At 56.3% G+C, this 13,371-nt stretch carries 14 protein-coding genes; 12 read left to right on the top strand and 2 right to left on the bottom strand.

The features are described 5' to 3' along the window. The 4 genes from E9954_RS07450 to E9954_RS07435 all read left to right on the top strand — a co-directional run bounded on the left by E9954_RS07450 (position 1) and on the right by E9954_RS07435 (position 2,085). Positions 1 to 399: an NUDIX hydrolase gene (locus E9954_RS07450; protein ID WP_136078579.1), complete on the top strand. Its 399-nt coding sequence runs from the start codon at positions 1 to 3 to the stop codon at positions 397 to 399. A 114-nt stretch (positions 400 to 513) separates the two neighbouring features. Further along, positions 514 to 1,197 carry a hypothetical protein gene (locus E9954_RS07445; protein ID WP_136078578.1) on the top strand — a complete coding sequence of 228 codons (684 nt, stop codon included), beginning with the start codon at positions 514 to 516 and terminating at the stop codon, positions 1,195 to 1,197. Further along, positions 1,194 to 1,703, top strand: a complete 510-nt coding sequence (locus E9954_RS07440) for a flavin reductase family protein (protein WP_136078577.1) — start codon at positions 1,194 to 1,196, stop codon at positions 1,701 to 1,703. The genes E9954_RS07445 and E9954_RS07440 overlap by 4 nt, the downstream gene beginning before the upstream one ends. A gap of 64 nt (positions 1,704 to 1,767) precedes the next feature. Further along, the gene (locus E9954_RS07435) at positions 1,768 to 2,085 is read left to right on the top strand and encodes a hypothetical protein (RefSeq protein ID WP_136078576.1); all 318 of its coding nucleotides are present in this window, start codon (positions 1,768 to 1,770) and stop codon (positions 2,083 to 2,085) included. Between the two features lie 3 nt (positions 2,086 to 2,088). Here the strand turns inward: E9954_RS07435 and E9954_RS07430 are convergent, their stop codons facing one another. After that, positions 2,089 to 2,466: a hypothetical protein gene (locus E9954_RS07430; RefSeq protein WP_136078575.1), complete on the bottom strand. Its 378-nt coding sequence runs from the start codon at positions 2,464 to 2,466 to the stop codon at positions 2,089 to 2,091. Positions 2,467 to 2,604: 138 nt separating this feature from the next. On the opposite strand from E9954_RS07430, the gene E9954_RS07425 reads away from it, so the two are divergent. Together E9954_RS07425 and E9954_RS07420 are read left to right on the top strand one after the other, a co-directional pair. Continuing rightward, positions 2,605 to 3,942: an FAD-binding oxidoreductase gene (locus E9954_RS07425; protein WP_136078574.1), complete on the top strand. Its 1,338-nt coding sequence runs from the start codon at positions 2,605 to 2,607 to the stop codon at positions 3,940 to 3,942. A gap of 104 nt (positions 3,943 to 4,046) precedes the next feature. After that, positions 4,047 to 4,778 carry an SDR family oxidoreductase gene (locus E9954_RS07420; RefSeq protein ID WP_136078573.1) on the top strand — a complete coding sequence of 244 codons (732 nt, stop codon included), beginning with the start codon at positions 4,047 to 4,049 and terminating at the stop codon, positions 4,776 to 4,778. Positions 4,779 to 4,840: 62 nt separating this feature from the next. On the opposite strand, the gene E9954_RS07415 is transcribed toward E9954_RS07420, so the two are convergent. Then, positions 4,841 to 5,803 (bottom strand): UDP-glucuronic acid decarboxylase family protein, encoded by a 963-nt coding sequence (locus E9954_RS07415; RefSeq protein ID WP_136078572.1) that lies wholly within the window; start codon positions 5,801 to 5,803, stop codon positions 4,841 to 4,843. Between the two features lie 115 nt (positions 5,804 to 5,918). Here E9954_RS07415 and E9954_RS07410 point away from each other — a divergent pair, with 115 nt between their 5' ends. The 6 genes from E9954_RS07410 to E9954_RS07385 all read left to right on the top strand — a co-directional run bounded on the left by E9954_RS07410 (position 5,919) and on the right by E9954_RS07385 (position 13,367). After that, the gene (locus E9954_RS07410; protein WP_136078571.1) at positions 5,919 to 6,896 is read left to right on the top strand and encodes an aminotransferase class IV; all 978 of its coding nucleotides are present in this window, start codon (positions 5,919 to 5,921) and stop codon (positions 6,894 to 6,896) included. After that, entirely contained in the window at positions 6,896 to 9,058 is a 2,163-nt protein-coding gene (gene hypF, locus E9954_RS07405; protein ID WP_136078570.1) for a carbamoyltransferase HypF, read from the top strand. The genes E9954_RS07410 and hypF overlap by 1 nt, the downstream gene beginning before the upstream one ends. Then, a complete protein-coding gene (locus E9954_RS07400) occupies positions 9,043 to 9,507 on the top strand; it encodes a CYTH domain-containing protein (protein ID WP_136078569.1) in 465 nt (154 codons plus the stop codon). The genes hypF and E9954_RS07400 overlap by 16 nt, the downstream gene beginning before the upstream one ends. An 81-nt stretch (positions 9,508 to 9,588) precedes the next feature. Beyond that, positions 9,589 to 11,067 (top strand): alpha-L-fucosidase, encoded by a 1,479-nt coding sequence (locus E9954_RS07395; RefSeq protein WP_136078568.1) that lies wholly within the window; start codon positions 9,589 to 9,591, stop codon positions 11,065 to 11,067. Positions 11,068 to 11,248: 181 nt separating this feature from the next. After that, positions 11,249 to 12,004, top strand: coding sequence for a DeoR/GlpR family DNA-binding transcription regulator (locus tag E9954_RS07390; RefSeq protein WP_136078567.1), 756 nt, complete (start codon positions 11,249 to 11,251; stop codon positions 12,002 to 12,004). 19 nt (positions 12,005 to 12,023) lie between these two features. Then, entirely contained in the window at positions 12,024 to 13,367 is a 1,344-nt protein-coding gene (locus E9954_RS07385) for a dihydrolipoamide acetyltransferase family protein (protein WP_136078566.1), read from the top strand. Positions 13,368 to 13,371 lie beyond the last annotated feature (4 nt).

The following is a 13,371-nucleotide window of genomic DNA, read 5'->3' as shown; positions in this document are numbered from 1 at the left end:
ATGCAAAAACAATATGGCGCGATTCCATTCGTGCATGAAGACGGCGAACTCAAGGTGGTGCTTGTTACGAGCGCCAGCGGGTATTGGATATTCCCCAAGGGGAGATACGAGAAGGATCGGGGAAAGCTGGGCACGGCCGAGCTTGAAGCCTATGAAGAGGCCGGGGTTAAAGGCAAGCTCCTCAAGAAAAAGGCCTATCGCACCAAGGTGGTCATCAGAAGCGGCGAGCGGGTACACCTCACGCTCTATGCCCTCGAAGTCAGAACAATCCATGAGAAATGGCTGGAGAGTGATCGACGCAAGCGCGTGATCGTTTCTGTGCAGAAGGCGGGAAAGTTGATTGATTCCGATGCGCTCAAGGATTGCCTTCGCCGGTTCCAGCGCGATTTCCTGGCCTAAAAACCTCTATTTTAAAGGCCGTATCCGGGGGCATTCCTCTAGGTTTGTGGTCTTCATCCTGCTTGTTTCACTGCTTCGTTGTCGTTATTCTGCATTATATTTAAAGGAGACCCCGTGAAACGCGTATTTTATCTGCTATCGATTCTTGCCGCCGCATCAACCGCACTCGGCACCACGAATATTCTGGAGCTGGAGGCCTCGAAAGACACCTTTGGCCGGAGCAATCAGCGAAACCAAAACAATGGAGGGAGCCCGGTTTTGTTGATTGCCTATGCTCCGTCCATACGATCCATTGTTGGTTTTGATTTGTCGGGGGTCACCAACGAGATTGTCGGTGCCGAATTCCACGTTAGAATGAAAAACACGGAACCCGGTCCCGTTCGGGTGGTGGTGGCGCCCATGGCCCAGACCACAAACAACGCGGCATGGGTTGAGGGGGGCGGTTCCCTGGGCGTTCGTGGACCGAATGCCCGACCGGGCGAGGTTAGCTTTGGAATGCGCGCTTTTCGCGATCAACCATGGGAATCTGCCGCGGGGGTGGCCTTGAAAGGCCTTGCCGATTCCGCTCTGTGGGAGGCGCCGATTGCCACGCTTGAAAACCTCGCATGGACCAAGGATGTATGGATCAAGGTTCCCGTCGGGAATATTGCCTGGCTGGAGAAAACGCGGGCATCGTCTGCCCCGGTGGTTACATTGGGTTTGTGGGGAACCGCAAAAGACGGATTCTTTGAATTGTACTCGAAGGACGGGGGGCATGCTCCCAAATTAATCCTAACGCTGAAGGAGATGGAGGAATGAAGACGTTAAAGGAAATCAATCCGCTCGAAATTCCCGGCAATCCGATCCACCTGATCGGCAAGGAATGGATGCTGCTGAGTGCCGGAACACCGGAGCATTTCAACACCATGACCGCCAGCTGGGGGGGCATGGGCGAACTATGGTTCAAGCCGGTCTGTTTTTGCTTCGTCCGGCCGCAGCGCTACACCTACGAATTCATGGAGCAGGGCGATGTGTTCACACTTTCGTTCTTTGACGAAAAATATAAACCCCAACTCAACTTTTGCGGTTCCCGCACCGGGCGCGAAACCGACAAGGCCGGCGAGTGCGGATTCACCCCGTTGGCGGCGGACAACGGTTCGGTCTATTTCGAGCAGGCGCGCATGGTGCTCGAGTGCCGGAAGCTCTATTTCCAGGATATGGAGCCGGCCAACTTCCTCGACGACTCCATCATGAAAAACTATCCCAAGGAAGATTTCCACCGCATGTATATCGGGGAGATCACGCGAGTTCTAATCGAAGATTAACGAAGAAGCGCCAACCTTGGCATTCTTGATGCTTATCTCTGCTTGTTGTTAGCGGAGATAAAACATGAAAAAAAAGACAAATACATCGGGAGTAAGTGAAAGCAGTCTTCAGTGTGCAGGGATACACGAACTGATCGACTGGGAGATTGTCCAATATCGGCGCGCGGTCGGTGACCATCGCCTCGACCTTTCCAAGGCGGAAGGACGATGTGTGGCGTGGCAGGATGCCGAGCAGGATTTCAATTCGCACGATCTGGCGGCCATGGGCGAAAAATGGCGCGTGGAATATTGCGGATTGATCTGCCCCCAGCGGAACAAGTGCCTGACGGCGCTGCATTTCCTGCACAGCCGCAAAACCGAGCCGCTTCACAAGGTTGGCTAAACCCTATATCGGGGAATCCGAGTCGTCCTTGTCGGTCGCTTGTTCAAAGCGACCGCAGGTGTCGGTGGCCTGCACTTCCTTTTTGTGCACGGAACAGAATTGCGTGAATGGATTCACGATATAGTTTGCGCAGTAGCGGCATAGCTGGCGGTTTTCGGTTTCGTCGAAAACCTCGACCTTGGCTGAGCGGTCGGCATCGGTGAAAATCCGGGGTTCGTTGGCCTTGGCCTTGAACGGGACGTCGGACTCGGATGCATATTCGAATCCGCACGAAGAGCAAAGTCGCTTTTCCCCGGTCTTGGTAAAGCCATCGTATACGGCCTCGCGTTTAAGCAAGGTGTCCGCCCCGCAATTCCGGCAAATGATTTCTACTGCACTCATGGTGCATAATGCGTATTGCGTAATGGGTAAAGAATCAAGACCTTTGTTTCTTTGCGGTGGCATCATTTAGCGTTTTCCTGTAGATGTCTCCTGTAACCATTAATAAATAACTGATAACCAAGCCTCGGAGAGGTTTACATGCGCAAGATTTCAGACTGGGGCAACTATCCCGTAATCGAGGCGGACGTTGGCGGATTCGATACGGCCGAACAGCTTCGAAAAAAACTCGAACGGCCTGGCGAGGTGATCGCCTATGGAAACGGGCGTTCGTATGGCGATGCTTCTCTGCAGAAAAAAATTCTGCTGACTCGCCGATTCAATAAATTTATTTCCTTTGACGATTCAACCGGTGAACTCTGCTGCCAGGCGGGCGTCATGCTTTCCGAAATCCTGGACGTGTTTGTTCCCCGCGGGTGGTTTCTCCCCGTCACGCCCGGTACCAAGCTGATCACCGTAGGCGGAGCCATCGGGGCCGATGTGCATGGCAAGAACCACCATGTCGATGGTTCGTTCGGGCAGCACATTCTCTCGATGGACATCATGCGGAACGATGGATCGGTGGTGAGCTGCTCGCCGACTGAAAACGTCGAGTTTTTCAAGGTCACGATTGGAGGGATGGGATTGACCGGGATCATCCTGAACGCAAGCTTCCGCCTTCGCCGGATCGAGTCCGCCTATATCCGGGAAGAAACCGTGCGCGCGGCCAACCTGGGCGAGATCATGGATTGCTTCGAGGCCTCGACCGACTGGACGTATTCCGTGGCATGGATCGACTGCCTGGCCAAGGGCGATTCGCTCGGGCGCAGCATCATGATGCGCGGCGAACATGCGAGCACCGCCGAGCTGGTTAGCCCCGCGCACAAGGATGCCCCGTTGCATCTCAAGTCGGGGTTGAATCTTGGCATTCCGGTGAACTTCCCGAACTTCGCCCTCAATCCGCTAACGATGAAGGCCTTCAATTTCGCCTACTATAACAAGTGCCGTCCCGGCACCCACAAGCACATCATCGACTACAACGCCTTCTTCTATCCGCTCGATGCCATCGGCGACTGGAACCGCATTTATGGAAAACGCGGCTTCACCCAATACCAGTTTGTCATCCCCATGGAAGCCGGGCGGGAGGGCATGCACAAGATTCTGGAACGGATCACGGAAAGCGGACTGGGGTCGTTCCTCGCGGTGCTCAAGTTGTTTGGGGAGCAGGAAAGCTTCATGTCGTTCCCGATGGCCGGCTACACCCTTGCGCTCGACTTTCCGATCTCGCACAAGGCCATGGAGTTGTTCAAGGAACTCGACGCGATGGTGGCCGACTATGGCGGGCGGCTCTACTTGGCGAAAGACTCGCGCATGGATGCCGCCCTGTTTGAAAAGACCTATCCCAACGCCGCCGAGTTCAAGCAGGCCATCGCCATGCTCAACGAAGGCGAAACAAAATTCGCCTCCTTGCAATCAAAACGCATAGGTATAACGGGTTAAGATTTTGAACCACTAATCTTCACTGATCGGCACTAATGAGCCAGTAGGGAGATTAGTGATAATTAGTGTGAATTAGTGGTTAAAAAAAAACGGATGATCAGGAAATGAAGAATGTTTTGATATTGGGGGCTACGTCGGACATGGCGCAGGCCATTGCCAAAAAATATGCGGCCGAGGGCTGGAGCCTGACCTTGGCGGCACTGGAAAAGGAGCTTTTAGAACCCATCGCCAGCGACCTGCGGGTGCGTGCCGGAACGGAGATCCAGACATTGGAATTCAATGCGACCGATTATTCGAGTCACCGGAAGCTGTATGAATCGCTCGAGACGAAGCCGGATGCGGTGATTGCTTGTTTTGGCTATATGAGCGATCAGGTCGAGGTGCGGGCAGATATCGAAGATATTCGGCGAACCATCGATATCAACTTCACGGGCATGGCCACGATGCTTGGCGTGGTTGCCAACGATTTTGAAAAACGCGGTAGCGGATCGATCGCCGCCATCAGCTCGGTTGCGGGGGATCGCGGCCGACAGAGCAACTATATCTACGGTAGCGCCAAGGCGGGGCTTACGGCCTATCTGTCCGGACTTCGCAACCGTCTTGCAAAAAAAGGCGTTCACGTCATGACGGTCAAGCCGGGCTTTTGCCGCACCAAGATGACCGAAAACCTGGAACTGCCCGCCGCGCTAACGGCTTCCCCCGAGCAAGTGGCCGATGCCGTATACAACGGCATGCGAAAAGGGCACAATACGGTCTACACGCTCTGGATGTGGCGCTACATCATGCTGATCATCCGCCACATACCGGAGTTCATCTTTAAGAAGATGGGGATGTAGAAACGTAACGAGTAATTCGTAATGCGTAATCCTTGACGAGCAAGGCTGGCGAGTCTTCCAATTTACGCATTACGCTCCTTCAGCAACCCATCGAAATATTCGATGGTTTTCGCGAGGCCTTCGCGGAGCGGGACAGTCGGTTCCCACCCCAGCTTTTCCTTGGCCAGCGTGATGTCGGGCTTGCGCTGCTTCGGATCGTCGGCGGGCAGGGGCTCGAAGATCAACTGCGATTTGGAGTTGGTGAGTTCAATCACGTTTTCGGCCAGCTCGATCATGGTGAACTCGCCGGGGTTGCCGATGTTGATCGGGCCGGTAACGTCGTCGCCGGTGGCCATCAGCCGAATCCATCCCTCGATCAGGTCGGAGCAATAGCAGAACGAGCGCGTCTGTTTTCCATCGCCATAAATCGTGATGTCTTCGCCGCGCAGGGCTTGCATGATGAAGTTCGAAACCACGCGGCCGTCGTGCGGATGCATGCGCGGGCCGTAGGTGTTGAAGATGCGCACCACCTTGATGCGAACCTGGTGCTGGCGCCAATAGTCGAAGAACAACGTTTCGGCGCAGCGCTTGCCTTCGTCGTAGCAGGAGCGGATGCCGATCGGGTTGACGTTGCCCCAGTAGGATTCCGGTTGGGGGTGAACGGAGGGATCGCCGTAGACCTCGGAGGTGGAGGCCTGGAGGACTTTGGCCTTGACCCGCTTGGCGAGCCCGAGGACGTTGATGGCTCCGTGAACGCTGGTTTTCGTGGTCTGTACCGGGTCGAACTGGTAGTGGACCGGCGAGGCCGGGCAGGCGAGGTTATAGATTTCGTCCACTTCCACATAGAACGGAAACGTCACGTCGTGGCGCATCAGCTCGAAATACGGATTGTCCATCAGATGGGCAATGTTGGCTTTGCGTCCGGTGAAAAAGTTGTCCATGCAGATGACGTCGCATCCATCCGCCAGCAGGCGCTCGCACAGGAACGACCCTAGAAATCCAGCACCGCCGGTGACCAATACGCGTTTCTTGATGATATTTTTCATGACAAAAATCCCTTTTATTTTTGAATTAGCACTATCTTCCCATAAGACGCTCGGAAATTAATTCCAATTAACGGCCATATAAGCAATAGTTCTTTGATCTAATTTAAGGAGCAATATGTCTGCCAAGACGAAAAAAGAGGTGGTCGGCCGCGACGAATGGATGGCGCGCCTGCCGAATACCGATAAAAAACTTTATGCCATGTATTCCTCGGTCGTCGACTGCATCGTGACCGACCAATCCCTGATGGCCGTGCCGGTCGACGACCACATGGTGCACCGGGGCGACGGAGTGTTCGAGTCGTTCAAATGTATGGATGGCAACATCTATAACCTCCAAGACCACCTGGCCCGTCTCGAACGATCGTGCGGAACGATTGGGATCGAACTTCCCGTTGCCATGGATGCCATGGCCGACATCATTGTCCAGACCGTTCTAGCGGGAGGGAAACGCAACGCCTTGGTTCGTCTTCTTGTTTCCCGCGGCCAGGGGACGATGGGAATCAATCCATACGACTGTTTCCGTTCCGAATTCTATGTCGTGGTCTACGAGTTGAAGCATGCCTGCATAGAGGCGCTGCCAGAGGGAGTCAGTGTGGCCATCAGCAAAGTGCCGATCAAGCCCGGCATCTTCGCGCAGGTCAAGACCTGCAACTATCTCCCCAACGTCCTCATGAAAAAGGAGGCGGTCGACCTCGGGGTCGACTTCACGGTCACGCTCGATGAAAACCGTTTCCTGGGCGAAGGAGCCACTGAAAACATTGGCATCGTTACACGGGGCAAGGAGCTGTTCATGCCGCCGCCCGAACGGGTGTTGGCCGGCACCACCGCCAAGCGGGCCATGGAGTTTGCACAGCAACTGAAGGCTGAGCGCGTCCTCACCACGGCCGAGTTCCGCCCGATCAACCTGGGCGCCGTCCGTTCCGCGGCGGAGGTCCACATCTATGGAACAACCCCGAATGTGACGCCGGTCACCAAGTTCGAAGGCAATCCCGTCGGCAACGGAAAACCGGGGCCCATCGCCCAGCGGCTGTTCGACATGCTCAAAGAGGAAATGGTGCCCGACAGCTCCCGCCTTACCAACGTGTTTGATTGATGACTGGCCTTGCGATCCACATCACCGGAATTGTGCAAGGGGTGGGATTCCGCCCCTGGGTGTGGCAGACGGCAAACCGGCTGGGCCTCGCGGGAACCGTCCGCAACAATTTCGATGGCGTGCATATCGAACTCTACGGCGATCCGGAACCGTTCCTGGCCGCACTGCAGAGCCATCCTCCTCCATTGGCAAGGATCGATTCCATCACCACCCGGGAGCATCGAACCCCGGATTGCCCCTCGGGTTTCCGAATTGTTGAAAGTGAAATCCATGGCGAAGCACTCCAGCGCATTTCCCCGGACATTGCCATTTGCGACGACTGCCGCACGGAGCTGTTCGAACCCATGAACCGTCGCCATCGCTATCCGTTCATTAATTGCGTCAACTGCGGCCCGCGCTTCACGATTATTGAAAACCTACCCTACGACCGACCGCAAACCAGCATGCGCACGTTCGGCATGTGCCCGGCCTGCAATGCCGAATACACCAATCCCTCCGACCGCCGCTACCATGCCCAGCCGATCGCCTGTCCCGAATGCGGCCCGCGCATGGAGCCGGATAACTGGGAAGAGGTTTGGTTGGAGTCGATGGAGCAGGGGCGGATCGTCGCGGTCAAGGGCATTGGCGGTTTTCACCTGGCCTGCGATGCGCTCAACACCGCCGCGGTTTCAACGCTTCGCAAACGGAAGGGGCGAGAGGCCAAGCCGTTTGCCCTGATGGTACCGGATCTTGAATGGGTTAAGACCATTTGCATAGTTTCCCCGGAAGAGGAGCGGTTGCTGCGCTGCCGGGAACGACCGATTGTGCTGCTTAAGATGAATGATGTGGGGCGGGCCTCCTTGCCTGCCCAAATTGCTCCGGGGCTGGATACGCTGGGCGTTATGCTTCCTTACAGCCCGATGCACGAACTGATGTTCGACCGCTTCCCGCATCCGGTCGTGATGACCAGCGCAAACTATTCCGCCGAACCGATGATCCACACCAACGCCGCCGCCCGCAAAAAGCTGGCGGACATCGCCGATGTTTTCATTCTGCACAATCGCGACATCGTCAACCGTTGCGATGATCCCGTCTGTGCGGTTCATGGCAACCAAACCATCGTGCTTCGGCCCGGGCGCGGCGTTGCCCCGGTCTCGATGCCTTGTGATTCGGTTCCATGTATTCTGGCCTACGGTGCCGACCTGAAAAACACCTTCGCCTTGGCGCACCATGGGCAGGCAACCTTGCACCCCTATGTCGGCGACTTGGAAAATCCGGAAACCCAGCTTGTGCTGGAGCAGGCGATTCAACGCGAGCTGGATTGTTTCCGGCTTAAACCCGATCTCGTCGTGCACGATCTCCACCCCGACTATTTTTCAACGCAGCAGGCCATCGCCTTTGCGAAAAAAAACAAGGTCCCCTCCGTTGCCGTCCAGCACCACCATGCGCATCTGGTTGGAGCCTATGCCGGAAAAGCCATTGGCTTTGCCTTCGATGGCACCGGTTTTGGGACCGACGGAACGATCTGGGGCGGGGAGGTGCTGCTCTATGATGCGGAAAACTTCGAGCGCAAGTTCCAGCTGCGACCATTTGCCTTGCCGGGGGGCGACGCGGCGGTGAAGGATCCTCGGCGGGTGGCGGATTCGTTGTTGCTTCAATTGCAGGATAGGCCGACATTCCTGTCTGCTCAAATCAAGGCAGGAATCAACTGCCCGATGACCTCCAGCATGGGGCGCTTGTTCGATGCGGTTTCCTGTATGCTCGGTATCTGCGAAAAACCGACGTTCGATGGCGAGGCGGCCATGCGGCTGGAAGCCGTTGCCGATGGTTCGGAGTGCGGCGACCTGGCGTTTGAAATCAAGGACGGGCAAATCGATTGGCGACCGATGATTCTTGATTTGCTGGATGAACTGGAAAAAGGAGTGACGCCTGCGGTGCTGGCCGCCCGCTTCCACAACACACTGGCGGAAATCGTTTATTGTTGCGGGAAGCAACTTGCGGGGAAGCACGGCAGGCTTCCATGGGTGTTTGCCGGGGGCGTTTTCCAAAACCGCCTGTTGGTCGAACGCATTAAAAGGATCGTGGGCAACGAGTTTGAACTACTGTTTTCCACCTATCCCAACGACAGCGGCCTCGCGGTGGGCCAGGCCATGATTGGAGCAAGGAAATGGGCATCGAAATAGAACGCAAGTTTTTGGTGAAGGATGATTCGTGGAAGGAGCACGCCGACGATGGACTCGTTTGCAAGCAGGGCTATCTCGCCTCCGACCGCGACAAGACGGTGCGCATCCGCGTGATGGGTGAAAAGGCGTTCCTGACCATCAAGGGGGCAACCTATGGATTGTCGCGCTCGGAATACGAATATGAAATCCCGGTCATCGATGCCGAAGGCATGCTGCAGTTCTGCGCCACCGCGCCCGTCGAAAAAACACGCTATCTCATCGAGCACGTCGGCATGACCTGGGAGTTGGATGTGTTCATGGGCGCCAATGCCGGCCTGATCATGGCCGAGATCGAACTCGACTCCGAAGACCAGCCGTTCGAGCTGCCCGCCTGGGCGGGCGAAGAGGTTTCCGGCGACGTGCGTTTCTATAATTCGCACCTGGCCCAAAAACCGTTCACCCGGTGGTAGCCCCATAGCCAAAAGAACAGTAGCCAGTGCAACATGGATACTGGAAGCTGTATGCCTCAAGTCAGCAACCGGAGTGTTTCCATGAATAAATATGTAGTCGCCCTCTTTCTGGGATTGGCCATCGCGACATCGACTGTTGAGGCGGAATCCTTCCGCTATCAACCGGATTGGGAGTCGATCCGCAGCCGCTACCAGGTGCCGGAATGGTTCCGCGATGCCAAGTTCGGCATCTTCCTGCACTGGGGCCCTTATGCGGTGCCGGCTTTCATGTCGGAAAAATATCCGCCGGGCATGTACGATCCGGGCTGGAACAAGGGGGGCATGAATGCCTTCCGCCACCATCAGGAAAACTATGGCGATCCCTCCGAGTTCGGCTACAAGGATTTCATCCCCATGTTCAAGGCCGAAAAGTTCGATGCCAAGGAATGGGCCGCGCTGTTCAGGCAGTCCGGTGCGCGCTATGTCGTTCCCGTGGCCGAGCACCACGATGGCTTTGCCATGTATAAATCAAACCACACCCGCTGGAACGTGGCCGACATGGGGCCGAAAAAGGATGTGATGCGCATGCTGGCCGATGCCTGCCGCGCCGAAGGCATGAAGTTCGGCGTGTCGTCGCACTTCGCGCTGAACCGGATCTACTATAAAACCACCGATCCCAAATGGGACACCAACGATCCCCAATTTGCCGATCTCTACTGGTATCCGCGCGACAAGGACTCGAAGCCGGATCAGGAATTCCTCGATCTGTGGTGGAACCGCACCACCGATATCATCGATTCCTATCAGCCCGATCTGCTCTGGTTCGACTATGGCCTGGATAAACCCGGCTGGGAGCCGGTGCATAAAAAAATCCTGGCCTATTACTACAACAAGGGGCTGGATTGGAACAAAGGCGTCGTCTTCCAGGATAAGAACATGAAATACCACTGCTTCCCGGAAGACCTTATCGTGCTCGACATCGAACGCGGCCGCATGTCCGACGTCTACGAATATCCCTGGCAGACCGACACGTCGGTCGGCAAGATTTCCTGGGGCTACATTGAAAACGAAGAATACAAGACGGCCGACTACCTGCTCGACGAGCTGATCGATATTGTCAGCAAGAACGGATGCCTGCTGCTCAACATTGGCCCAAAGGCCGACGGCACCATCCCGGACGAGGCGAAGGAAATCCTCGTGGCAATGGGGGAATGGTTGGAGGTCAACGGCGAGGCCTTGTTCGATACGCGTCCGTGGAAAATCTATGGGGAAGGTCCGACCAAGGTCAGCAAAGGCCACCATTCCGAAAAGCACAACAAGGAGGCAGGCGCCGAAGACATCCGGTTCACAACCAAGGATGGCATGCTCTACGCCACCGCACTTGGCTGGCCGGATGATGGAAGGTTTTCCATCGAGTCGCTCGCAATCGGAAACCCGCATGAACCGCGCAAGGTAGCGTCGGTCGAGTTCATCAGCGGTTCCAATTCCGTCAAATGGAAGCAGGACCGCGAGGCACTGCATATTTCCGTTCCAGGGGCGAAACCCTGCGAAGCGGCCTATGTTTTCAGGATCGGTTTTTAGAAAACCGGCGTAATTGCGCCAAAATGGCTTTGTTTCCGTTTAAAACGGGCATTTGGAGAACTTCTCCAGTGCCTGTTTTTTTTGTAAAAAAACTCAATAAAAGGTTGACGGAAGCCAGATAAAAGGTAGAAACAAGCCAATAACAAAGCAAAACGAAAGCGAATGGATAGCGAGTAAGTATATGAGTTCAAGCTTTGCAGAGCGTAAATCGATCATTCTCGATCTCCTCATGGAGGAGGGCAGCGTGGGGGTGTCCGATTTGGCTAGAAAGCTGAACGTGACCGTCGTTACGGCCCGCGCCGATCTCGCCGCGCTGGAAGAGGAAGGGTTGCTCGTTCGCACGCACGGCGGTGCGGTTCCTGCCCAGCATTCCAAGATCCGGGAGCGCATGCAGGCCTATAAAGGAATTAAGGGCGACATTGCCAAAGCCGCCGCCGCCATGATCGAGGATGGCGACACCATCATTGTTTCCGCCGGAACCACCACGGCGCTGATCGCCAAATACCTGCTCGGCAAGAAAAGCATCCACATTGTTACCAACAACACCTTGCTGCTGTCCTATACCCGCACCAACCCGCAAGTGCGCGTCACGCTCGTTGGCGGCGAGTTCCGTCCGGAAGAGGAGGGCGTTGTTGGCCCCATGGCCCTCATTGCCCTCGACCAGTTCCACGTTTCGAAGGCCTTCATTGGCATCGACGGAGCCTCCGTCAAGCAAGGCTTCACCGCCCACTTTGTCGAAAGCGCCGACCTGGTTCGCAAGATGGCCGAACAGGCCGATCAGGTCGTCGTACTTTCCGATTCCGCAAAATTCGGCAAGCCGGGTTTTGCGCGCATTCTGCCGTTCGATGCGGCGGATGCGCTCGTTACCGATCACGACTTAACCAAAGAGTTTGAAAAAGAATTGGCGATCGCCGATGTGCGCATCATCAAATCGTAATATTCAAGGAGAATAAACAATGGCTACTGAAGTGCTAATGCCGAGACAGGGACAATCCGTTGAATCCTGCATCATCATCGAATGGAAAGTGAACGAGGGCGACGTCGTTACCGAAGGACAGGCGCTCTGCGAAGTGGAAACCGATAAGGCGACCTTCGAGGTCGAAGCCACCGCATCCGGAACCGTGCTCGGCATTTTCTATCCCGCCGACGCGGATGTCGACGTACTCAAGGTCATTGCCGCCATCGGCGATCCCGGCGAAGACATTAGCGCACTTCGTCCTGCGGACGAAGCGGCGGATACGACACTTGATGCAGGAAGCTCGGAAGAAAAAGCTCCGGTCGTGGAAGAAAAGCCCGTAGTTGCAAGCATCCAGCCTCAAGCATCCAGTGTCACCGGACTGGCGTCGCCCCGAGCGAAAAACCTCGCCGAGAAAAAAGGCGTTGATATCTCCACAGTTGCCGGTTCCGGGCCGGGGGGCCGCGTGATCGAACGCGATGTTGCCGCCGCGCAGGCCGTCACACCGGCCGCCGCCGCCAAGGCCGCCGCCGAAGGTCTGGCGATTCCGGCAGCGGGAACCGGTATGGGCGGACGGGTTACCGCCGCCGACCTGATGGCCGTTGCCCCCGAAGCCGTTGCCGAAGCGGTGGCTTCCATGGACTTCCCGGGCACGGTTAAGGAAATCCCGGTCAAGGGCGTTCGCAAGGTGGTTGCCGGCCGCATGCTCAACTCCCTGCAAAGCACCGCGCAGCTCACGCTCAACACCTCGGCCGATGCCCGTTCCGTACTGGGCTACCGCTCCAAGTGCAAGAACGCTCCGGAAGAAGCCGGTGTCGGCGGAATCAGCATCAACGATGTCGTCCTCTACGCCACCATCAAAACCCTCGGCGAATTCCCCGAGCTCAATGCCCACATGCTCGGCAACAAGATTGTCGAGTTCGACAACGTGCACCTTGGTTTCGCGGTCGATACACCGCGCGGCCTGATGGTTCCGGTTATCCGCTACGCCAACCTGATGACCCTCAAGCAGCTTTCCGCCGAAACCAAGCGTTTGGCAACGGCCTGCATCGAAGGCACCATCGATCCCGACGCACTCAGCGGTGGAACCTTCACCGTCACCAACCTCGGCGCCATGGGCATCGAAAGCTTCACGCCGGTGCTGAACGCGCCGGAGGTTGGCATCCTGGGCGTTTGCTCCATCCAACCCAAGCCGGTCATGAAAGGCGCCGATGTTGAGTTTGTCCCGCACATGGGGCTCTCGCTGACCTTCGACCACGCCGCCGCGGATGGCGCACCTGCCGCCCGCTTCCTCGCCAGCATGCGCACCAAGCTGGCCGCATTCGAACTCACCCTCGCAGGATAAGGAG

The organism is Pontiella desulfatans, assembly GCF_900890425.1.
GTDB lineage: Bacteria > Verrucomicrobiota > Kiritimatiellia > Kiritimatiellales > Pontiellaceae > Pontiella > Pontiella desulfatans.
This window is presented reverse-complemented; position numbering and strand designations above follow the sequence as displayed.